This window comes from Xenorhabdus ishibashii (assembly GCF_002632755.1).
In the GTDB taxonomy this organism is placed as follows: domain Bacteria; phylum Pseudomonadota; class Gammaproteobacteria; order Enterobacterales; family Enterobacteriaceae; genus Xenorhabdus; species Xenorhabdus ishibashii.
Window position 1 is genome coordinate 3,078,677 of the sequence record NZ_NJAK01000001.1, and the last position, 21,844, is coordinate 3,100,520.

At 41.7% G+C, this 21,844-nt stretch carries 16 protein-coding genes; 11 read left to right on the forward strand and 5 right to left on the reverse strand.

The window, feature by feature from the left end:
* Nucleotides 1-68 precede the first annotated feature (68 nt).
* Nucleotides 69-488, reverse strand: coding sequence for a nucleotide triphosphate diphosphatase NUDT15 (locus tag Xish_RS14575; protein ID WP_099118447.1), 420 nt, complete (start codon nucleotides 486-488; stop codon nucleotides 69-71).
* A gap of 219 nt (nucleotides 489-707) precedes the next feature.
* Between Xish_RS14575 and fruK the strand changes: the two genes are divergently transcribed.
* The gene (gene fruK, locus Xish_RS14580; RefSeq protein WP_099118448.1) at nucleotides 708-1,646 is read left to right on the forward strand and encodes a 1-phosphofructokinase; all 939 of its coding nucleotides are present in this window, start codon (nucleotides 708-710) and stop codon (nucleotides 1,644-1,646) included.
* Here fruK and nfo read toward each other — a convergent pair whose 3' ends face one another.
* Together nfo and Xish_RS14590 are read right to left on the reverse strand one after the other, a co-directional pair.
* Nucleotides 1,647-2,489 (reverse strand): deoxyribonuclease IV, encoded by an 843-nt coding sequence (gene nfo, locus Xish_RS14585; RefSeq protein WP_099118780.1) that lies wholly within the window; start codon nucleotides 2,487-2,489, stop codon nucleotides 1,647-1,649.
* Nucleotides 2,490-2,584: 95 nt separating this feature from the next.
* Nucleotides 2,585-3,658 carry a YeiH family protein gene (locus Xish_RS14590; RefSeq protein WP_099118449.1) on the reverse strand — a complete coding sequence of 358 codons (1,074 nt, stop codon included), beginning with the start codon at nucleotides 3,656-3,658 and terminating at the stop codon, nucleotides 2,585-2,587.
* Between the two features lie 189 nt (nucleotides 3,659-3,847).
* Between Xish_RS14590 and yieE the strand changes: the two genes are divergently transcribed.
* The 9 genes from yieE (at nucleotide 3,848) to dld (ending at nucleotide 15,682) form a co-directional block, all read left to right on the forward strand.
* On the forward strand, nucleotides 3,848-4,711 hold the full coding sequence (gene yieE, locus Xish_RS14595) for a DNA-binding transcriptional regulator YeiE (protein WP_099118450.1): 864 nt from the start codon (nucleotides 3,848-3,850) through the stop codon (nucleotides 4,709-4,711).
* Between the two features lie 147 nt (nucleotides 4,712-4,858).
* Entirely contained in the window at nucleotides 4,859-6,328 is a 1,470-nt protein-coding gene (locus Xish_RS14600) for an amino acid permease (protein WP_425275040.1), read from the forward strand.
* Between the two features lie 262 nt (nucleotides 6,329-6,590).
* A complete protein-coding gene (locus Xish_RS14605; RefSeq protein ID WP_208614827.1) occupies nucleotides 6,591-7,691 on the forward strand; it encodes an ABC transporter substrate-binding protein in 1,101 nt (366 codons plus the stop codon).
* A gap of 19 nt (nucleotides 7,692-7,710) precedes the next feature.
* Nucleotides 7,711-8,796 (forward strand): FecCD family ABC transporter permease, encoded by a 1,086-nt coding sequence (locus Xish_RS14610; protein ID WP_099118453.1) that lies wholly within the window; start codon nucleotides 7,711-7,713, stop codon nucleotides 8,794-8,796.
* Nucleotides 8,793-9,581, forward strand: coding sequence for an ABC transporter ATP-binding protein (locus Xish_RS14615; protein WP_099118454.1), 789 nt, complete (start codon nucleotides 8,793-8,795; stop codon nucleotides 9,579-9,581). The genes Xish_RS14610 and Xish_RS14615 overlap by 4 nt, the downstream gene beginning before the upstream one ends.
* Nucleotides 9,582-9,733: 152 nt before the next feature.
* Nucleotides 9,734-11,692: a ligand-gated channel protein gene (locus tag Xish_RS14620; protein ID WP_099118455.1), complete on the forward strand. Its 1,959-nt coding sequence runs from the start codon at nucleotides 9,734-9,736 to the stop codon at nucleotides 11,690-11,692.
* Nucleotides 11,693-12,155: 463 nt separating this feature from the next.
* Nucleotides 12,156-12,368, forward strand: coding sequence for a hypothetical protein (locus Xish_RS14625; protein WP_099118456.1), 213 nt, complete (start codon nucleotides 12,156-12,158; stop codon nucleotides 12,366-12,368).
* On the forward strand, nucleotides 12,358-13,743 hold the full coding sequence (locus tag Xish_RS14630) for an APC family permease (protein WP_099118457.1): 1,386 nt from the start codon (nucleotides 12,358-12,360) through the stop codon (nucleotides 13,741-13,743). The genes Xish_RS14625 and Xish_RS14630 overlap by 11 nt, the downstream gene beginning before the upstream one ends.
* A 193-nt stretch (nucleotides 13,744-13,936) precedes the next feature.
* On the forward strand, nucleotides 13,937-15,682 hold the full coding sequence (gene dld, locus Xish_RS14635) for a D-lactate dehydrogenase (protein ID WP_099118458.1): 1,746 nt from the start codon (nucleotides 13,937-13,939) through the stop codon (nucleotides 15,680-15,682).
* A 92-nt stretch (nucleotides 15,683-15,774) separates the two neighbouring features.
* On the opposite strand, the gene sbcB is transcribed toward dld, so the two are convergent.
* A complete protein-coding gene (sbcB, locus tag Xish_RS14640) occupies nucleotides 15,775-17,205 on the reverse strand; it encodes an exodeoxyribonuclease I (protein WP_099118459.1) in 1,431 nt (476 codons plus the stop codon).
* Nucleotides 17,206-17,595: 390 nt separating this feature from the next.
* On the opposite strand from sbcB, the gene tmaR reads away from it, so the two are divergent.
* Nucleotides 17,596-17,916: a PTS system regulator TmaR gene (gene tmaR, locus Xish_RS14645; RefSeq protein ID WP_074018717.1), complete on the forward strand. Its 321-nt coding sequence runs from the start codon at nucleotides 17,596-17,598 to the stop codon at nucleotides 17,914-17,916.
* Nucleotides 17,917-18,026: 110 nt separating this feature from the next.
* On the opposite strand, the gene rne is transcribed toward tmaR, so the two are convergent.
* Nucleotides 18,027-21,308 carry a ribonuclease E gene (gene rne / locus Xish_RS14650; protein WP_099118460.1) on the reverse strand — a complete coding sequence of 1,094 codons (3,282 nt, stop codon included), beginning with the start codon at nucleotides 21,306-21,308 and terminating at the stop codon, nucleotides 18,027-18,029.
* Between the last annotated feature and the right edge of the window lie 536 nt (nucleotides 21,309-21,844).

Consider the following 21,844-nt stretch of genomic DNA (forward strand, 5'->3'; position numbering starts at 1 on the left):
TTTGGCGCATTTTGCATACAAAGGTAGGGCAGGTTATCTGGGAAAACCTGCCTGTAGGAAGTTTGGTATCAGCTTGCGGAATAGAATTGCGCTTTTTGCCATAATTTGATGGCATTACGGCTGGCCTCAAAATGAGGTTCTGGAAGATGGTCAGGATCACACCACATTAATTGTTCACATTTATCGGGCTCCATTAATTTCGGCTCACCTCCGGCATACTGTGCCAGCAAACAGACTGAAACTGTGTGCTTTCCTTCTTCACGATAGGTTTCGAGATTATTGCAAATACCGTAAACTTTAGGGTCATGGATTGTTAGATCAATCTCTTCTTTAATTTCACGAATAGCACATTCTTCAAAGGATTCGCCGGGATCAACATGACCACCGAAAATTGACCAGTATGGTGCATGCTGGCTGGTACGTTTTCCCAGTAGAATTTCGCCCTTATCATTGGTGATAATGACGCCCACTCCGACAACGACTGACACTGATATATTCCTCCGACTAGTATCTACTTACTTTGGTTCAGATTGATTTTAGTCATCTAATAAGAAATTATTCCGTTGCATATTTTTACTTTTAGATTGCATTAACACAATGACCAATTGAGCTGTAATTTTAACTGAAACGATTCAATTTTGATGTTATAAATAACAGATAAAATTTAATATTACTTATGACTGTTTATTCAGGAGATATCGGGCAAGATGAGCCGCCGAGTTGCCACAATTACCTTAAATCCAGCTTATGATTTAGTTGGCTTATGCCCAGATATTGTTAAGGGAAATGTTAACCGTGTACAGACGGCAGGGCTTCACGCTGCTGGTAAAGGAAACAATGTTGCGAAGGTGCTGCGTGATTTAGGCATTGATGTGACGGTCAGTGGTTTTTTGGGACGAGAAAATCAGGACGGATTTCAGCAATTTTTTAGCAAAAACAGAATGATAAATCGTTTTCATCTCGTCTCTGGGAGAACACGTATTAATGTCAAGCTGACCGAAAAACAGGGTGAAGTGACAGATTTCAATTTTTCTGGTTTCCATGTGACAGAAGAAGAATGGAATCGGTTTGTCAGTGATTCTCTGACATGGCTGGGGCAGTTCGATATGGTTGTTGTCAGCGGTAGTTTGCCCGAAGGGATTACAGCAGAATTATTTGCGGATTGGATGATGCGATTAAAACAATCTTGTCCCTGCGTTATTTTCGACAGTAGCCGTGAAGCTCTTGTCGCTGGCCTTAAGGCGTCGCCTTGGCTGGTAAAACCCAATCGTTATGAATTGGAGGTTTGGGCGGGTAAACCATTGCCGGATTTAGATAGCGTTATTGATGCAGCTTATGAATTGCGCAATGATGGGATCGCCCACGTTGTTATTTCACTGGGAGAGCAGGGTGCATTATGGGTCAATGCCTCTGGTGCATGGTTGGCAAAACCACCACATTGTGAAGTAGTCAGCACAGTTGGAGCAGGGGATTCTATGGTCGGGGGATTGGTCTATGGTTTGCTGATGAGAGAATCCAGCGAACACACATTGCGTCTGGCAACCGCAGTTTCTGCACTCACGGTTAGCCAGCCGAGTGTTGGGATTAAAAGCCGTACTGAACTTGCATCAATGATGGCGAGGATAGAGTTAATTTCAGTCAGGTAATTAACTTTGCTGGGATTTTAGCCAGGCAATTTCTTCAGCCCAAATATCTGGATTGATCGTTTCAAGAACCAAGGGAATACCATTGAAACGTTCATCTTTCATGATATAGCTAAAAGGTGTTTTACCGATATTGCCCTCACCAAGGCTGTGATGGCGGTCAACGCGGCTGGAAAATTCACTTTTGGCATCGTTTAAATGCATGGCCTTAAGATATTTGAATCCAACAATTTCATCGAATGCCTTGAAAGTCGCATTGCAATCTTTTTCAGTGCGTAAATCGTAACCAGCCGCAAAAGCGTGACAGGTGTCAATGCAGACTCCAACGCGGGTTTTGTCTTCGACACCGTCAATAATTGCCGCCAGTTGTTCGAATTTAAAACCAAGGTTAGTGCCTTGACCGGCGGTATTTTCGATAACGGCAGTGACTCCCTGTGTTTTGTCCAAAGTAATATTAATGGATTCTGCAATACGGGCGAGGCACTTATCGATGTCAATTTTGTTGAGATGGCTGCCCGGATGGAAATTCAGCAAGTCGATGCCTAATTGTTCACAGCGCTGCATTTCATCAAGGAACGCAGCGCGGGATTTTTCCAGACCATCTGTTTCAGGGTGACCAAGGTTAATTAGGTAGCTGTCATGGGGAAGAATTTGTCGGCTACCATAACCGTAACGTTCACAGTTTGCTTTAAATTTATCAATGACATCTGTCGATAACGGTGCGGCATGCCATTGGCGCTGGTTTTTTGTAAACAGGGCAAATGCCGTTGCATTTAATTCATGAGCACGGATCACTGCCTGATCAACACCACCCGAAGCGCTCACATGGGCTCCAACAAATTTCATATCATTTTCTCCTGTGTTTTCGTCATTATGGCATTGTTCACCTTTTTGATAAAATTTGGGTCGCACAAGTCAGTTTAATATCCCTGCGTTCTGAATTAGCGTAATAAATGATGGATGCCCTGATTGACGATTAATCCTCCTACTACCAGCCAGACAAACAAAATGAATGCCAACAAGATGGGCTTAACCCCAGCCTGACGAATAGCACTGATATGGGTGGTTAACCCTAAAGCAACCATTGCCATTGCCAGCATGATGGTATCAGTGGCAATGATATGGTTAACAAGGGATTCAGGTAATAGATGAAAAGAGTTGAAACCCGCAGTGACAATAAAGAACACCGCAAACCACGGAATAGTGATCGGGAATTTTTGGGGACAATTTTTAACTTCTGTGCGACTGAGGTAGCCAGAAAGCAGTAATAAAAAAGGCGCCAATAGCATGACACGGATCATTTTACTGATAACCGCTGCATTTTCCGCATCGCTTCCTAATGCATGCCCAATGGCAACAACTTGGGCTACTTCATGAACAGTTGAACCAGAAAAAATGCCAAATGTTTCCTGAGTGAAATCAAACCATTGATAGTGAGCATTGAGTTGATAAAACCACGGATAGATAAATATTGCCAGTGTGCCAAAAATAACGACGGTAGAGACGGCAACAGCAACTTTGCTGGCCGGAGCTTTGACGACGGGTTCTGTTGCCATAACCGCGGCAGCTCCACAAATGCTGCTTCCAGCCCCAATTAGGATCACGGTTTGGCTGTCCAGTCGAAAAAAAGCACGTCCAATCCATAATGCCATAAAAAATGTTGAAGAAAGCATGATGACATCAATCAATATCCCTGTTGTACCAACATCTGTGATTTGTTGAAAAGTCAGACGAAATCCATAAAGAATGATGCCTGCTCGTAGTAGATAGTGTTTGCAAAAATGGATGCCGCTATCACAGGTAGATTTTAAGAAAGGATACAGAGTATTACCGATAATGATCCCCAATAAGATGGCAAGAGTCAGTGCTCCCAATCCCATATTTATAAACCAAGGGAGCGTACCGATACAGATGGCGATTGCCGTCAGGACTGTGGCTAATAGAATACCGGGAATGAATCTCAATGCGCTATTCTGGTGGACTCTGGTAAATTTCTCTACTTGATTTTCAGACATTGTGGCAGCTCTATTAGCTTATGCATTTTAGGAATAAGCATATAGAAGATTTTCAAAGTAATAAAATTGATAATATTTATATATATAAACACCAAAATAGATTAATTATGGGTGACTTTTGTTAAGTTGCATAATACTGTCTAAAATCAAGATTACCTTTCCCTTTTATTTAGCTTCCCGTGAGGCCATATGCGTATCACTCTGAGGCAACTGGAAATTTTTGCAGAAGTTCTGAAAAGTGGTTCAACGACACAGGCTTCTCAGCAATTAGCGTTATCACAATCTGCTGTGAGTGCTTCACTGACAGATCTTGAAGGGCAGTTGGGAGTACAACTGTTTGATAGGGTCGGAAAACGTCTGGTCACCAATGAACATGGGCGTTTGCTCTATCCTAAGGCATTGGCATTACTTGAACAGGCTGGTGAAGTGGAACAGCTTTTCAAACTTGAATTGGGAGCATTGCGGTTAGCAGCCAGCAGTACGATTGGAAACTATATGTTACCTGAAATGCTGGCAAAATATCGTCAGGATTACCCTGAAACACCATTGGAATTGAATATCAGCAATACTGGCGACGTAATCAGGGCAGTTGTCGAGTTCCGTGTTGATTTGGGATTGATTGAAGGATTATGCCATGATCCTGCATTGATCACACAGCCGTGGATGAAAGATGAGTTGATTGTTTTTTCCTCCCCAGAAAGTCCGTTATTGCAACGTGAACTGAGCGTGGAGGATTTGATCCAAGCGCCTTGGATATTGAGAGAAAAAGGTTCAGGAACAAGAGAAATTTTGGATCACCTGTTGTTCTCACAAATGCCGAGATTCAATATTGCGATGGAATTGGGTAATTCGGAAGCCATCAAACATGCTGTTCAATATGGCATGGGGATCAGTTGTCTTTCACGGCGAGTTGTTCAGGAACAACTGAAAAATGGAACACTATCTGAACTGATTATTCCTGGACTTAGCCTCAATCGTACCTTGTACCTGATTTACCATCGCCAGAAACACATATCCAATGCATTACGGAAGTTACTGAGTTATTGTAACTAAAATAATCGTGTAGCTAATAATTAGCTATGGATTATGAAGGTATCTTATAACCACGAATCGCTGCTATTCTGGAGACAAGGATTTGTTACAATTCCGCATTAAATTCATTTCAAATGATATAGGAATAGAATGTCTCGAGAAGAAAGCATGCCGCAGGATCAGGCCCCAAAAACCCTGCGTCGTGAGTTAAAAGCACGACATATGGCAATGATTGCCATAGGTGGATCAATTGGCACGGGATTATTTGTTGCTTCTGGCGCAACAATTTCTCAGGCTGGCCCAGGTGGGGCTTTACTTTCCTATGCATTAATTGGCTTAATGGTCTATTTTTTGATGACCAGCTTAGGTGAATTGGCCGCGTATATGCCAGTTTCAGGCTCATTTTCAACTTATGGTTCCAAATATGTTGATGAAGGCTTTGGTTTCGCTCTGGGGTGGAACTATTGGTACAACTGGGCGGTGACGATTGCGGTTGACCTTGTCGCTGCCCAATTGGTGATGGGTTACTGGTTTAATGATGTGCCTGGTTGGGTATGGAGTGCGTTGTTCCTTGGCATAATTTTCCTGTTGAATTTCATCTCCGTTAAAGGCTTTGGTGAAGCAGAATATTGGTTTTCCTTGATCAAAGTCTCCACGGTTATTGTGTTCATCGCTGTTGGTGTGCTCATGATTTTCGGCATCATGAAAGGCGCTGAAGGTGCCGGCTGGCATAATTGGGCAGTTGATGATGCTCCTTTTGCGGGTGGTTTTGCAGCCATGATCGGAGTGGCAATGATTGTCGGTTTTTCCTTTCAAGGGACTGAATTGATAGGTATTACCGCGGGAGAATCTAAAGATCCGGCAAAAAATATCCCTCGTGCTGTGCGCAAGGTATTCTGGCGTATCTTATTGTTCTATGTATTTGCGATTTTAATTATCAGCCTGATCATTCCTTATACTGATCCTAATTTGTTGCGCAATGGTGTGAAAGATATCAGTGTTAGCCCATTTACACTGGTATTTGAAAATGCTGGTTTATTATCAGCGGCTGCCATAATGAATGCGGTGATATTGACGGCTGTTTTGTCAGCGGGAAATTCGGGAATGTATGCTTCTACCCGTATGCTATTCACACTGGCAAAAGAGGGTAAGGCTCCGAAAATTTTTAGTCATCTGTCTAAAGGTGGTGTTCCGCGTAATGCGCTTTATGTTACAACCTTGGTTGCAGGGTTGTGTTTTCTTAGCTCCATGTTTGGTAACCAAACCGTCTATTTGTGGTTATTGAATACCTCAGGTATGACAGGGTTTATTGCATGGCTCGGAATTGCAATCAGCCATTACCGTTTTCGCAAAGGCTATATTGCTAAAGGTTTGGATATCAATGACCTGCCATATCGTTCAGGTTTCTTCCCGATTGGGCCGATTTTTGCCTTTATTTTATGTCTGGTTATCACTTTAGGCCAAAATTATCAGGCATTTTTGCAAGATAAAATCGACTGGTACGGAGTAACTGCAACCTACATCGGCATCCCCCTATTCCTGATTATTTGGTTTAGTTACAAGCTGAAAAAGAAAACTCGCTTTGTTAAGTACAGTGAAATGGAATTTCCAATATTCACATATACTGATAAAGAATAATATGTTAATAAATGATTAGTGTATTGGTGGTTTTTAATTAAAATATTATTGGTTTTATTTTGCAAAAACTGCCTGTTTTGTGATGAAACTGGCAGTTTTTATTTTTCAGGGGGTTAGGGAAGAAATATCGATAGTAAATTTCGGATATACCATTCCAATCGGCATTGATAAGTATTCTTATTTGCTTTATTGTTAGCAGCAAAATTGTTGTGTGAAGAGGCTAACTAAAGTGAAGTTTGTATTTCGAACAGTTGTGAAAAGTATGAGTATCAGTTTAATGGCAGGTTCTGCCATGATGGCAAGTTTTGCATCTTGGGCTGAAACAGTCACTGATGTTGCTGGACGTACTGTTGAAGTGCCAGAGAAAGTTAACCGTATCTTGTTGGGTGAAGGTCGTCTATTCCATTCTGTTGCCATATTGGAAGGAGATAAACCTCTGGCTCGTATCGCTGGCTGGCAAGGTGATTTCCGTAAACTGGACCCACAAACTTACGCTGTTTATAAAGCTAAATTCCCTGAAATCGATAATATCCCTCTGATTGGTAACACCAGCGCTGATAGTGTCAGTTCCGAGAAAGTGCTTACACTCAATCCTGACGTTGCAATTTTTGGTCTGTCTGGACATGGCCCAGGAAAAAACAGTGAATTGGTGAAACAGTTGGAAAAAGCGGGTGTACCTGTTGTTTTTGTCGATTTCCGCAATGACCCCCTGAAAAATACATTACCTAGCATCCGTATGCTGGGCAAAATTTTGCATCGTGAAGATCAGGCTAATGCTTACGCTGATTTTTATGAAAAAAATCTAAAATTGGTAACCGATATTACGGATCGTGTACCAAACGCTGAGAAACCTTCCGTATTTATTGAACTGAGAGCAGGTTCTAGTGAAGATTGCTGTGGTACAGCAGGTAACGGCAATATGGGGAACTTCATTGATTTGGCGGGTGGCAAAAACATCGCCAAAGAAGTACTTCCTTCTCCTTTGGGCACAATGAATCTGGAAAAAGTCATTGCTGAAGATCCTTATATTTACATCGCAAGCGGTGCACAAGATCCAGGTGACAAAGGTGAGGGGATCAAAATGGGCGCCCAAACTTCTGCCGATATTACCCGCGCAGGCCTGAAAGAAATCACTGAACGTAAAGGGATCAATAACTTAACTGCTGTGAAGGAAGGGCGTAGCTATGCGATTTGGCATCACTACTATAACTCTCCTTATAATGTTGTTGTTACACAAGTTTTTGCTAAATGGTTCTATCCTGAAAAATTCGCTGATTTAGATCCGCAACAAACATTGAAAGAACTTCATAATAAATTCTTGGCTATTGAACCGTTAGGTACATATTGGGTCAGCGAGAAATAAGCAGTAACAGGTAATAAAAATGAGTGTCACTACCGAGCCTATGCCAATGGTGAAACAGCAATTGAGTGAGTGCGATATAAAAGCACATTATCGTCATATCCTGCGCCGACGTATTGCATGGATATTATTCATCGCCCTGGCGATTGGCATTTCTGTTGTACTGGATTTTACCATGGGACCATCAGGGTTATCGCTGCAAACCCTCTGGCAAACCCTGTTTTCACCAGAGAGTGTTAACGCAGCAACAAGGGTGATTGTTTGGGATATTCGATTGCCCTATGCCCTGATGGCGGTAGTGATCGGCCTATCGCTTGGACTGGCCGGTGCTGAAATGCAGACCATCCTGAATAACCCGCTAGCCAGCCCATTTACTTTGGGGGTTTCCAATGCAGCTTCTTTTGGTGCGGCATTAGCCATTGTGCTTGGTATTGGCATTCCAGGGATACCGGATCAGTGGTTTATTTCCGCAAACGCTTTTCTCTTTGCATTTTTGGCTGCTTTAATGCTTGATGGCATTACCCGTTGGACAAGAGTTGCAACCTCAGGCGTTGTATTGTTCGGAATTGCGATGGTGTTTACCTTTGAAGCGTTAGTTTCGATGATGCAATTTATCGCTACGGAAGATACCTTACAGGGATTGGTTTTCTGGACAATGGGTAGCCTTGGCAGGGCGACATGGGAAAAATTGGGTATTATGGTACTCGTTTTCTCTGTCATTATGCCTGTCTCATTGAGCAATTCCTGGAAATTGACTGCACTGCGTCTGGGAGAAGATCGAGCTATCAGTTTTGGCATCAACATTAGCCGCCTTCGTTTGGGAACATTATTGCGTATCAGTATCCTGACCGCATTGGCGGTTGCGTTTGTTGGCCCTATTGCTTTTATTGGATTGGTGGCTCCTCATATCGCCAGAATGATGTTTGGTGAAGATCACCGTTTCTTCTTGCCTGCGAGTGCATTGATTGGTGCATTAGTTTTATCCATAGCTTCCATTGCTTCTAAGAACCTGATACCGGGCATTATTATACCGGTTGGGATAGTGACATCGTTGGTTGGTGTGCCTTTCTTCCTTAGCATAGTCTTACGCCATAGGGGAACTGTATGAGTCAGGGATTAAAAATCAATTGCCTGACGGCGGGATATCCAAAGCACTCCGTGATTGAAAATTTGGATGTCAACACATTGCCACGTGGTCAAATTACGGTATTGTTGGGACCGAATGGTTGTGGTAAATCCACACTTCTGCGTTCGCTGGCTGGATTGAATAAAGCCAGTGGCGAACTGCTATTGGATGGGCAGGATCTGATGAAGATGAATTTTGCCCAACGTGCCCAAAACGTCGTTTATTTGCCGCAAACATTACCGGCAGGTGTACATCTTCATGTATTGGAATCGGTAATTGTTGCCCAACGAGCATCTGGTGGTGTGAGCAATAGCCAATGTGAACAGGAAGTCATGGAGCTATTACGCCAGCTTGGTATTGAACATTTGGCACTCAGCTATTTGGATCAATTATCTGGTGGTCAAAAACAGTTAGTTGGATTGGCTCAATCATTAATCCGCCGTCCGACATTATTATTATTAGATGAACCATTAAGTGCACTGGATTTAAATTACCAATATCATGTCATGGATTTAGTTGCACGTGAAACGCGCCAGCGTAATATTATTACAATTGTTGTTGTTCATGACATTAATATTGCATTACGTCATGGTGATCATGTATTAATGCTAAAAAAAGGTAAATTAATTTCTGAAGGTAAACCTGAACAGGTTATTACACCAAGCAGTTTGGCAGAAGTTTATGGTATTAAAGGCCGAATTGAACGTTGTTCTCAGGGCATACCACAAGTATTAATTGATGGTTTGGTGACAGAATTCATAAGTTAAAATATAAAAGCCATAATTCGCTTTAATACAATTGAAGTGGAATTTAATAAATATAACCTGACAGGAATAATTTTATTATTCCTGTATTGCGAGTATGTGTCTGTTATCCATATTGTTTAAACAATTCTATTCTACCTTTTGGAGAATCGGGAATGACTGTCTTTGCAAAGAAAAAAGTTGTATTAGGTATTATTGCTGCTATTTCATCCAGCGCTGTTTTAGCTGCTAATAATGGTGAAGATAAAATTGTTGTAACCACTGCGTCAGGTTTCCAGCAAAAGATCGAGGATGCACCTGCTTCTATTTCCGTTGTTAGCCGCGAACAGTTGGAAACTAAAGCCTACCGTGATGTGACCGATGCATTGAAAGATGTGCCGGGAGTGGTTGTTACTGGCGGTGGTAGTAGTAGTGATATCAGTATTCGTGGTATGGCTTCCAAATATACTATGATCTTAGTTGATGGTAGGCGTGTTGATACACGTAGTACTCGTCCAAATAGTGATGGTTCTGGTATTGAGCAGGGGTGGTTACCACCATTGGCCGCGATTGAGCGTATTGAAGTGATACGGGGACCAATGTCTTCTCTATATGGCTCTGATGCTATGGGAGGAGTGATCAATGTTATTACTCGTAAGGCTCAGAAAGAATGGCATTTAACTCTGAAAGCGGACTCTACCCTGACTGAGAGTAAAGATTCTGGTAATAGTTATCAGAGCAGTATTTATGCCGCAGGACCAATAATTGATGGATTATTGGGCTTAAGAGTGAATGGATCATATTCTCATCGCAATGAAGATAAATTCTTAGGGGGATTTAGAGAACAGGAAATACGCAATGGTGCAGTAGCGTTCTCTTTGACACCAAATGAGGAAAATGCTTTTACTTTTGAGGCAGGCCGTTATGAACAAGATCGCGATTCAACTATTGGTAAGACACGTGACTGTCAGCCAAAATCTTGTGAAGATGATATAAGTCGTTATAAACGTAATAATTACGCTATTACTCATCATGGCATTTATGGTTTTGGTACGATGACTTCTTATATTCAAAGAGATGAGTCTCGTAACCCTGAACGTGAAATGAAAAACAATGATACGGTATTTAACAACCATACGACATTTGTATTCGACGACCATACAGTAAGCATTGGCGGCCAATATCGTTATGAAGATTTGCGAGACAATAGCAATAAACTACCTTCGGCTAAAGATATTAATAAGTTAACCCGCTGGAGTTGGGCATTAGTCTTAGAAGACGAGTGGCAAATGATTAATGATTTTGCTCTTACTAGTGGAGTGCGATTAGATAAAGATCAAAATTTTGGAATGCATTGGACACCTCGTCTATATGGAGTATGGCATGCTGATGAACAATGGACTGTTAAGGGTGGCATTTCTACCGGTTATCGTTCTCCAGATATAAGGCAAGTTGCTCCTAACTGGGGACAGACAACAGGTGGGCGATTTAGTAATGGAATGATCTTAGGGAATCCAGATCTCAAGCCAGAAAAAAGTGTTAATGAAGAAATTAGTATTATCTGGAATAACCTAGAAAACTTTAATATTGGTGTCACCGTTTTTAATACTGCCTTTAAAGACAAAATTACTGAAGTTAGAGATTGCGATAAAGATTGTAAGCTCGGTGGTGACGATTATGATTTTATTAACAAGCGTACAAATGTTGATAAAGCTAATATTCGAGGTATTGAAACCACCATGAATTGGAGCATTGTTGAAAATTTATCATTGGCAGCAAACTATACTTATACCGATTCTGAGCAAAAAAGTGGTGATTTTAAAGGTCAGCCATTAAACAAAATGCCAACACATATGGCAAATGCAACCTTAAACTGGCAACCGCTATCTGAATTAGATACATGGACACGTATTAATTTCCGCAGTAAAACAAAGAATTATCAGTATCGCTCTAGTATGAAAGATGGAACTCCTTCTTATACTTTTGTCGATCTAGGGGTAACTTATAATTTGGCTAAAAATCTACGCTTGTTAGGTGGAATTTATAACGTTTTTGACAAACGAGTAACTGAAGAAACCCACGATGCAGTTCTGGATGGCCGCCGCTACAACATTGGCATTAATTATGATTTTTAATTAATATTTTTCTTATAATAAATATTAATCATTATACTTAACATTCGGACATCATATAAAATCATCCCGCCATCGACTTTAGGTCACGGCGGGATGATTTTTTTCCATCAAAAAAATCATAATTAAATGGTAAATAGTTCTCCTCTGTGCTAAAAACTTATCGAAAGCCAATCGAAGGATATGATGGCGTTAGGTTTCAGCACTAACTCAGTAAGAGCCTGCTCCATAAGGCTCTGTAGTGTCGTAAAAAATAATGAATTTTTAGTGTTATCGCGCTTGCTATTTCTGAACTTGAAGTGCAAAATGCGTGCACTAAAAATAACTGATGCGTAAATATGCATCAGTTATTTTTTTTGCTTTGAATTATTTTTTACAACACCAAGAGGCCGGATTCTGTTCCGGATCGATATTGACTATAAGCAGCCGTCATCGAGATAGGGTTGCTGTACTGAGGAATGCAAATATGGAGCAATTATTCTCTTTTGCACTTGTGCCAATTGGCGCTCGTTGCTGCAATGATGACTATGGGGCAAGCTCCTATGTCAATTCACCATTTTCCAATTCTTCTTTCTTTTCTGTTTATAGACAGATGCGAAGTCTACCCAGTAACTATCGATTAAGTAGTTGTATCAGTACCCAGATCGAAGTTATGGGAGGTTTTGCTCATGTTGCATAATACCACCACTCCTAGTGCACTCGGTATTAACCAAGCCAGTGCTGACAACCGTGTTCAACTAAGAAGAACATTGACTCTGTTCCAGGTAGTCATGATGGGGCTTGCCTATCTGCAGCCAATGACTATTTTTGATACATTTGGAATTGTTTCTGGTTTGACCGGTGGGCATGTTGCGACATCTTATGCTATTGCATTAACTGCAATTTTATTTACAGCGCTAAGTTATGGAAAATTAATAAAGCGTTTTCCATCGGCGGGTTCTGCTTATACTTACGTACAAAAATCGATGAGCCCCCATCTTGGATTTATGGTAGGTTGGTCTTCTTTACTGGATTATATGTTGATGCCGATGATCAATGTATTATTGGCAAAGATTTACCTACAGGCTTTGTTCCCTGGTATTGAACCATGGATCTTTGTAGTCGTGTTGACTGCACTTATGACAATCATCAATCTGAGTGGTATTAATGTCGTTGCTAATATCAATAGCATCGTTGTGATCGTCCAGATTGCTGTTATGGTGATACTTGTTGGGTTAATGATCCGTGGTGTTTATAGTGGAGAAGGTGCAGGAACGCTACTGAGTATCCAGCCATTTACATCAGAAGAAGCACAATTAATTCCAATGATTACTGGTGCGACAATACTTTGTTTCTCATTTCTTGGTTTTGATGGCATTAGTTCTTTGTCGGAAGAAACACCAAATGCAGGTAAGGTTGTTCCTAAAGCGATTTTCCTGACCGCGTTAATTGGTGGCATGATCTTTATTGCAGTATCTTATTTCTTACAGCTCTATTTCCCGGATATTTCTCGGTTTAAAAACCCAGACGCTTCCCAGCCAGAAATTATTCTTTATGTTGCTGGTGCGTTATTCCAATATGTGATTCTCATATTTTCCAGTGTCACAGTAATGGCTTCTGGTATGGCTGCACATGCGGGTGTATCTCGTTTGCTCTATGTTATGGGACGTGACGGTGTATTGCCTGAAAAAATATTTGCTTATATTCACCCTAAATGGCGTACTCCAGCAATTAACGTGATATTGGTTGGTATTATCGCCTTATCAGCATGTTGGTTGGAGCTAGTCACGGCTACAGCACTGATCAATTTTGGTGCGTTGGTTGCCTTTACATTCGTTAACTTATCAGTGATTTCTCAATTCTATATTCGTGAGCGTCGTAATAATACCTTGAAAGACACCCTGAATTTCTTGATCTTGCCACTTCTTGGTGCTGCAACAGTGGGTGTTTTATGGGTGAATTTAGAATCAAATTCTATGGAATTAGGTTTGATTTGGGGAGGCATTGGTCTTATTTACATGTTTTTCCTGACTCGTAGCTTCCGTCAACCAATGCCACAGTTTACTGAATCATAACCAGAAAACATCTCAGGTTACTGCTATTACTAAAAAACAGCATCATCAGGTGCTGTTTTTTTTGCTTGAAATGACAAAATAGAGTGCAAATCATACAAATATTATCAAAAAGCGTCATATAATAAGATAATTTTCCATGCCTGTTTTCATTAAAAGCCTGTTTATTTGGCCTGAGTAAGGTAAGAGAACTATTATGAACGATGCTAGGAATCCCCAAAATCAGCGGTTAATCGCCACTCTCACGAATATTGTTGGATCTTCTCATATTCTCACTGAACCTCGAAAAACGGAACGTTACCGCAAAGGCTTCCGCTCTGGACAAGGGGAGGCTCTTGCCGTTGTATTTCCGGGTTCATTATTAGAACAATGGAAAGTATTTAAAGCCTGTGTTGAAGCTGACAAAATTATTTTGCTGCAAGCAGCCAATACTGGATTAACGGAAGGATCAACACCGAGTGGCAATGATTATGACCGCGATATCGTCATTATTAGTACCTTACGAATGGATAAAATTCAGGTTCTTCAATCAACAAACCAAGTTATTGCATTCCCTGGTAGTACGTTGTGGCATTTAGAAAAAGTATTAAAACCATTGGGACGTGAACCACACTCGGTTATTGGTTCGTCCTGTATTGGAGCATCTGTTATTGGCGGAATTTGCAATAGCTCAGGGGGCTCTTTGGTTCAGCGTGGTCCAGCTTATACTGAAATGGCGCTCTATGGCCGTGTTAATGAGAAGGGAGAAGCTGAACTGATTAACCATTTGGGGATCTCGTTAGGTGATCAACCTGAGGATATTTTGACTTGTCTGGAAGAACAACGTTATCGAACCGAAGATATTCAACATAGTGACAGGGTCGCTTCTGATCATGAATATTCACAGCGTGTGCGGGATGTTGAGGCAGATACACCATCACGGTTTAATGCTGATGAACGCAGGCTGTTTGAAGCCTCTGGCTGTGCGGGTAAATTAGTTGTTTTTGCTGTTCGACTGGATACTTTTTTGACAGAGCCATCTTCACAGGTTTTTTATATCGGTACTAATCAACCCGAAGTATTGACAGAATTGCGTCGTCATATTCTATCGAATTTCCAGCATCTGCCAGTTGCCGGCGAATATATGCATCGGGATATATTTGATATTGCAGAAATATATGGAAAAGACACCTTTATCATGATTGATAAACTAGGCACAGATAAAATGCCAATGTTTTTTAATTTGAAAGGACGAATGGATGCCATATTAGGTAAGGTCCCATTTTTACCGGCACATTTAACGGATCGTGTTATGCAGGGAGTGAGTCGTTTATTGCCTTCCCATTTACCTACTCGCCTGAAAGAATACCGAAATCGTTTTGAACATCACTTAATGTTGAAAATGTCAGGTGAAGGTATAAAAGAAGCGAGTGAGTGGTTGGAAAATTACTTCAAGCAGGTTGATGGGGAGTATTTTGCTTGTACTCCAGAAGAAGGAACGAAAGCATTTTTACACCGTTTTGCCGCAGCAGGAGCAGCTATTCGTTACCAGGCTGTTCACAGTGATGAAGTGGAAGATATTTTGGCATTGGATATTGCCTTACGGCGTAATGATCGTGAATGGCTTGAAACTTTACCAGCCGAAATCAATGAAGCGTTAGTCCATAAGTTATATTACGGACATTTTATGTGCTATGTATTCCACCAGGACTATATTGTCAAAAAAGGGACAGATATCCATGCATTGAAAACGAAAATGCTGGAAATTTTGCATCAGCGCGGAGCTGAATATCCTGCCGAACATAACGTTGGTCACTTGTATAAAGCCAAACCCCAGCTTAAGCATTTCTATCAAGTCATTGATCCAACTAATACCTTAAATCCGGGAATTGGGAAAACCTCCAAGCTAAAAAATTGGGGTGGAGAATGTGGTTGCCAAGTTGCCGGACATTCACATGATTAGTTTGTTTTGATTGCGGAAAAAAGAAAAGACAAAACATCAGTGTTTGTCTTCTTCTTTTTTATTTTATTAGGCAGAGAACGTATATAAAAGCCTTATCCGGCTATTTGGATTGCATAATCAACCAATGCTTTTAACTGACGGCATTTTTCTTCATCAGACTGATATTCAATAAAAAGTTCTTCAATAGCTGCAAGGTATTGGCTGATGTTTTCCTGTGTTAATGTATCCTGCCGATGGCGTAACCAACGTTGTTGTTCGTCATAATCCAATGTTGCTGGATAATTCCTCGCACGATAGCGAAATAACAGTGGCTTAATACGTGTGTCCTGAAAGGTTAAATCCAAAGCAGGCAAGTTCTGGGGAGACGTTTCTCTGATGATTTCCATTGCAGTTTTATCGGCATCGCTGAAAAAATCGCTGTATAGTTTAGTATCGACATTATCAGATTCTGGAAACGCTTCTGAATGGGAGAACAGTTCAACAATTTTCTCCCTGATTTGCGGATTATTACGCAGGATAGCCAGATTTTGTGCACATCGGTTGCGATCTAATCCTACTCGCTCTGCATCTTTTGGACGCAAGGTATTTTCTGGCGCAATGATTGGGCATTTATTAATGTGTACGAGTTTAATTGGTACTGGGCTTTGCTCTGGCTGTAATTCATCCCGTCGGGTATACAAGCGTTCGCGTAATTCATTGACGCTGAGTTCTAACAGTGGAGTGATATCGCCAGCCAAATCGCACATAATAACCGCATTACGGTTACTCGGATGCCATGCTAAGGGGGCAACAAGACTAATATTGCTGCGCAGAACCCCAAACATGCCAGACACATGAACCAGAGGTTTCATTTGTGGGATATCAATTTGGTGGCTGACTTTTTGTTTATTTCTTAACTGGAAAAAGTAATCAAACAATTTAGGTTGAGCTTTTTTCACCAGCTTTGCCATTGCGATAGTGGCATAAACATCGGACATCGCATCGTGAGCATGAGTATGCTCAATTCCATTTGCTTTTGTCAGATGTTCTAATTTGAAGCTAGGCAATCCCTGTTCATTGTCTGGCCAGACAATGCCTTCTGGACGCAATGCATAGCAGGCGCGTAATACGTCGAGCAAATCCCAGCGGGAGTTGCCTTTTTGCCAGCTATAGGCGTAAGGATCGTAAAAGTTACGATAGAAGATATTACGACTGACTTCGTCATCAAAACGAATGTTGTTATACCCAAGAATACATGTATTGGGTTTGCTGAATACTTCGTGGATTTGTCGGGCGAATTCGGCCTCATTAACGCCTTTTTTCAAGGCCAACTGGGGGGTAATTCCTGTGATCATGACAGCTTCAGGATCGGGAAGATAATCATCAGCAGGAGCGCAATACACTACTAAAGGTTCTTCAATGATATTGAAATCACTATCAGTACGAACTCCTGCAAATTGTGCTGGGCGATCTAAGGCCGGATGTTTACCAAAAGTTTCATAATCATGAAAGTAGAAACTTTGGTTTTCTTTATTGGTATTCAAGGTTGTGTATTCTCCGCTATCGCCAATTTAATTACTACTAATCAATGAATTATTATTTCCATTGGTATTATATTTATCTAACTTTTCGTTAGGCTGTACACCAAAAACGCTCATTCTCGATGACGTTAAATTATGTGTTATACATGGTAAACCATAATAAGATTCGAGCGAAACAGTTCGTATGGCTATCCAAACTCAAACCCACCGTGGCAGTGACAGTTATTGTGTTCACCAGGTATATGGGAAAAGAAATTTGATCAAGAAATGTATCTGAAAGGTAGTTTGTATCAATAAATTGTTGAAACTGACTTGTCTATGCGCCACTTGAAATTGTATTGTGTAGTTAGCTTAGCATAAGAAATTATCGGTCTGATTAAAAAGGTGTAAAAAATGGACAACACAAATAAACCAACATTCCAAAATGTACTGGAATTTGTGCGTATATTTCGCCGCAAAAACAAATTACAGCGCGAAATTGTAGACAATGAGAAAAAGATCCGAGATAACCAAAAACGTGTACTTTTGCTTGATAACCTGAGTGACTACATAAAACCAGGAATGTCGATTGAAGATATTCAAGGAATTATTGCTCATATGCGCAGTGATTATGAAGAACGTGTTGATGAATATATCATCAAAAATGCCGAGCTGTCTAAAGAGCGCCGTGAGTTATCCAAAAAACTTAAGGCAATGGATGGTGGAGTTAAGTAAGTTTTGTTCTTTAAAAGTATTAACCACGCCTAATGGCGTGGTTGTTTTTGTATATACAAAAAATGGCTCCCCTGAATTGGGAGCCATTTGATTCAAATCACAGTATCCAATTATTCGACTGGCTGTGGTTTAGACATAGCAGAAGTTGCAATACTTGTTGCAGAATGTCCGCCTGCACCGCCTTTGCCTTTGAATGGGTAAGCAGGGCGCTGCCATTCAGTGATAATCACAGGCTTGCCCATCATATCTGGTGCTGGAGCCTTCGTCATTGGGGAATAAGCATGATGATTTTTTGCCACGATAATCGAAGACTCAGCAACTTTTTTCTCTTCCATTTTAACTTCCTCTGCCTTAGCACATGTTTCCGTTGCGACCGATGGCTGTTCTTCATGGTGTTCCTGTTCAACAAGCGACGTCATAACGATGGGAGCCTCTGTGTGACATATTTTTTCAGGATCATGTGATACTAGAATATGTGATTCTCCATTCCTTAAAATTTCTGGCCAATGTTTTTCATCATGATTGATGATTGCTTCTACACTAGCTGGTTCCGAAACCTTAGCGTTTTCTACTTCCGGCTCTACTGGTGTCACGATAGAAACGCTATCAACAGCAGATTTCACATTGTCATAGTGAGTGATGTTGTCTTGTGGCTCTGCTACTTTCAGTTCTGCTATTTCTTGCAGTTCTGTTATTTCGACGTGAGGCACTATTGTAGCTGGCGCTGATTCTGTGACTGATGGTATCAGAATAACTTTTTCCTGTTGTACAGGTATTGTTTTCTTTTCAACCGGTTCGCTAATTACATCAACAGAAGCAGGGATTTCAGGTACAGTCATTGTCACAGGAGTCACAGGATAACGAACCCATACTTTGCCCGATGCCAATTCTGGCGATACGACAGCCATGTTCAATGGTACTGGCGATTGAGTCAGATTGCGTTCATCACGGTAGCGCCGGCGACGTTGACCGCTGACACGCAAGTGGCGTGGGGAACGGCGGGAACGACGAGGCATCGTGTTATCTTGCTGTTCATTGTTTTGTAAATTCACAGGTTGTGAAACTGCGGCTTGTGATGCAGAGTTCTGGGAATTTGCATTTTGTAGCGTTTCAGGTTGGCTAGTTGCATGAGTATCAATAACGGCTGGTACAGACGCTTTTGTCTCTTTATGAACGTTTTCTGATACAGACTCAGGCACTGTAGCAGGTAGGGCTACAATGTTAGCTTCTTGTTTCAATTCGTCAGTAATGCGTACCTTTTGCTCAAGCTGGCGGCGTTGACGGCGAGGCATGACTGGCTGGCGTTCTTCAACTTCCTCTTCGACAATGTCAGGTTGATTGATTACCTGCCGAGACTTAGATTCCAGTTGCTGCTGGCGTTTTTCTTCTTGACGACGACGTTGACGTTCAGCACGTTGTTCACGGCGTTGCTGCTGCTGTGCTTCACGAGCCTCGTTATCCGGCGCAGTACTATCCTGAACATTATTTTTCTGCTGAGTATTACGGCTCTTGCGTTGCTCATCTCGTTCACGGTTATTCCGTGTTTCATTTTCACGACGCTGATTCTGACGGCGTGAGTTACGACGTTCTGGTGAACGACGATTATCATTGCCGGCCGATTTTTTGCCTATGTCTTGGGTTTGCTTTTCTTCTTCACCACTGAACATTTTTTTCAGGGCACTCAAGAATCTGCTGAGCAAACCTGGTTTTTCTGCCTGTTTTTGGTTATTGGTGACGACTTTTTTCTCTTTTGTTTTTACTTTTGCTGCTGCCGGTGCTGTTTCTGCGGGCAGATCAAAAGTTGAAATGGCCGGCTGCTCTGGACGTTTGCGTTCATGTTGAGGATCGTCCTGAATATTTGCCATTTCCGCTTCATGTAATTGTGGAAGCAGATAGCTCAAAGCCGAAATTTCTTCGCCTTTACGTACACGTAAGACAGAGAAATGCGGAGTTTGCATTTGATCATTTGGGACAATGACAACGCCAACACCACCTTGACGATGCTCAATGGCGCTGACTGCCTGACGTTTTTCATTCAGTAAGTAGGACGCGATTTGTACAGGAACAATAGCATGAACCTGATGTGTGTTCTCTTTCAGCGCTTCTTCTTCAATTAAACGCAGAATTGACAGGGACAGCGATTCGTTATCACGAATAGTTCCGGTGCCGCTACAACGTGGGCAGACATGGTGGCTGGATTCCCCCAGAGATGGGCTTAAACGTTGGCGCGACATCTCAAGTAAGCCAAAGCGGGAAATTCGGCCGATTTGAATACGGGCACGATCTTGCCTCACAGCATCACGCAGCCGGTTTTCAACTTCACGTTGATGGCGCACTGGAGTCATGTCAATGAAATCGATAACAATAAGACCACCGAGGTCACGCAGACGCAACTGGCGTGCAATTTCATCAGCCGCTTCCAGATTGGTATTAAATGCCGTTTCTTCGATATCACCGCCACGAGTTGAACGGGATGAGTTGATATCAATAGCAGTTAAAGCTTCCGTAGTATCAATGACCACAGAGCCGCCGGAAGGCAACCGAACTTCACGCTGGAAGGCTGATTCGATTTGCGATTCTATTTGATAATGGCTAAACAGGGGAACTTCACCACTATACAGTTTGATTTTGCTGGCAAAATCTGGGCGACCCAGTGCAGTGATGTGCTGGCGTGCCAAATCAAGGATTTTAGGGTTATCTATCAAGATTTCCCCTATATCTGGGCGCAGATAATCACGGAATGCACGCACGATAACATTGCTTTCCTGATGGATCAGGAAGGGCGCTGGATGGTTGTCTGCGGCTTTTTTGATGGCTTCCCAATGTCTCAGGCGAAAGTTCAAATCGCCCTGCAAAGATTCGGCAGATTTGCCGACGCCAGCAGTACGTACGATAAGCCCCATGCCTTCTGGAACTTCCAGAGAAGAAAGCGCTTCTTTTAATTCGATGCGATCATCACCCTCAATGCGGCGAGAAATTCCGCCTGCCCTTGGGTTATTTGGCATCAGGACTAAATAGCTGCCAGCTAAACTAATAAAGGTTGTTAAAGCTGCACCTTTGTTGCCTCGCTCTTCTTTATCAACCTGAACGATGACTTCTTGGCCTTCTTTAAGGATATCCTTAATGTTGGGGCGACCATGAGAGTGATAATTACTTGGGAAATATTCGCGAGCAATTTCTTTTATGGGGAGGAAACCATGGCGTTCCGCTCCGTAATCAACGAAAGCAGCTTCCAGGCTAGGTTCAATTCGAGTAATTTTACCTTTATATATATTTGCCTTTTTCTGCTCGTGTCCAGGGCTTTCAATATCCAAATCATAAAGACGCTGCCCATCAACAAGGGCAACACGCAACTCTTCCTGCTGGGTTGCGTTGATTAACATTCTTTTCATTCAAACTTACTCATTATTTTTTACATTAATATAGAGCTGCGAGTAAAAAAGAGGTGAGCTACTAGTTACCGATGACCTCGTGTCTTTTACAAAACCGCCAGCCTCACGGCTGTCGTCTGTATAGAGGCGCCTATTTGTCGGCGAGTCCGAATTTCATTTGAATACAGTACTCTTTATTGGGACGCTGTAATAAAAGGTACAGATTTTGCCCAATCCAGTAAGCTGCCACCCGCAGCCCATAAATTATTTGATAGAACATTACGTCTTATGCCATTGCTGCGTTTTTGTTCGATCAAACAGATAACAAACAATTTCAATCTTGCCATTCATAGTTTAGTAAACCGTGGCCAGAAAGCATTATTCCATTGCTATTGGGGTGATAGCAAGGTGACTTTATCGCTTTACGGTTTTTTTATTAGGAAATAGTGATAAGTTGTTAATATTTAGTCTTTATCCTAAGTCACTTGAAACAATGAAATAGGAAAAATGGATGTTATTTAGACATAGTTAAAAATGAGTGGCGCTCTGTTGGTTGG

Coding starts and splice junctions, on each gene's coding strand:
- fruK (WP_099118448.1), top strand. CDS start 708: ATGAGCCGCCGAGTTGCCACAATTACCTTAAATCCAGCTTATGATTTA.
- nfo (WP_099118780.1), bottom strand. CDS start 2,489: ATGAAATTTGTTGGAGCCCATGTGAGCGCTTCGGGTGGTGTTGATCAG.
- Xish_RS14590 (WP_099118449.1), bottom strand. CDS start 3,658: ATGTCTGAAAATCAAGTAGAGAAATTTACCAGAGTCCACCAGAATAGC.
- yieE (WP_099118450.1), top strand. CDS start 3,848: ATGCGTATCACTCTGAGGCAACTGGAAATTTTTGCAGAAGTTCTGAAA.
- Xish_RS14600 (WP_425275040.1), top strand. CDS start 4,859: ATGCCGCAGGATCAGGCCCCAAAAACCCTGCGTCGTGAGTTAAAAGCA.
- Xish_RS14605 (WP_208614827.1), top strand. CDS start 6,591: ATGAGTATCAGTTTAATGGCAGGTTCTGCCATGATGGCAAGTTTTGCA.
- Xish_RS14610 (WP_099118453.1), top strand. CDS start 7,711: ATGAGTGTCACTACCGAGCCTATGCCAATGGTGAAACAGCAATTGAGT.
- Xish_RS14615 (WP_099118454.1), top strand. CDS start 8,793: ATGAGTCAGGGATTAAAAATCAATTGCCTGACGGCGGGATATCCAAAG.
- Xish_RS14620 (WP_099118455.1), top strand. CDS start 9,734: ATGACTGTCTTTGCAAAGAAAAAAGTTGTATTAGGTATTATTGCTGCT.
- Xish_RS14625 (WP_099118456.1), top strand. CDS start 12,156: ATGGAGCAATTATTCTCTTTTGCACTTGTGCCAATTGGCGCTCGTTGC.
- Xish_RS14630 (WP_099118457.1), top strand. CDS start 12,358: ATGTTGCATAATACCACCACTCCTAGTGCACTCGGTATTAACCAAGCC.
- dld (WP_099118458.1), top strand. CDS start 13,937: ATGAACGATGCTAGGAATCCCCAAAATCAGCGGTTAATCGCCACTCTC.
- tmaR (WP_074018717.1), top strand. CDS start 17,596: ATGGACAACACAAATAAACCAACATTCCAAAATGTACTGGAATTTGTG.
- rne (WP_099118460.1), bottom strand. CDS start 21,308: ATGAAAAGAATGTTAATCAACGCAACCCAGCAGGAAGAGTTGCGTGTT.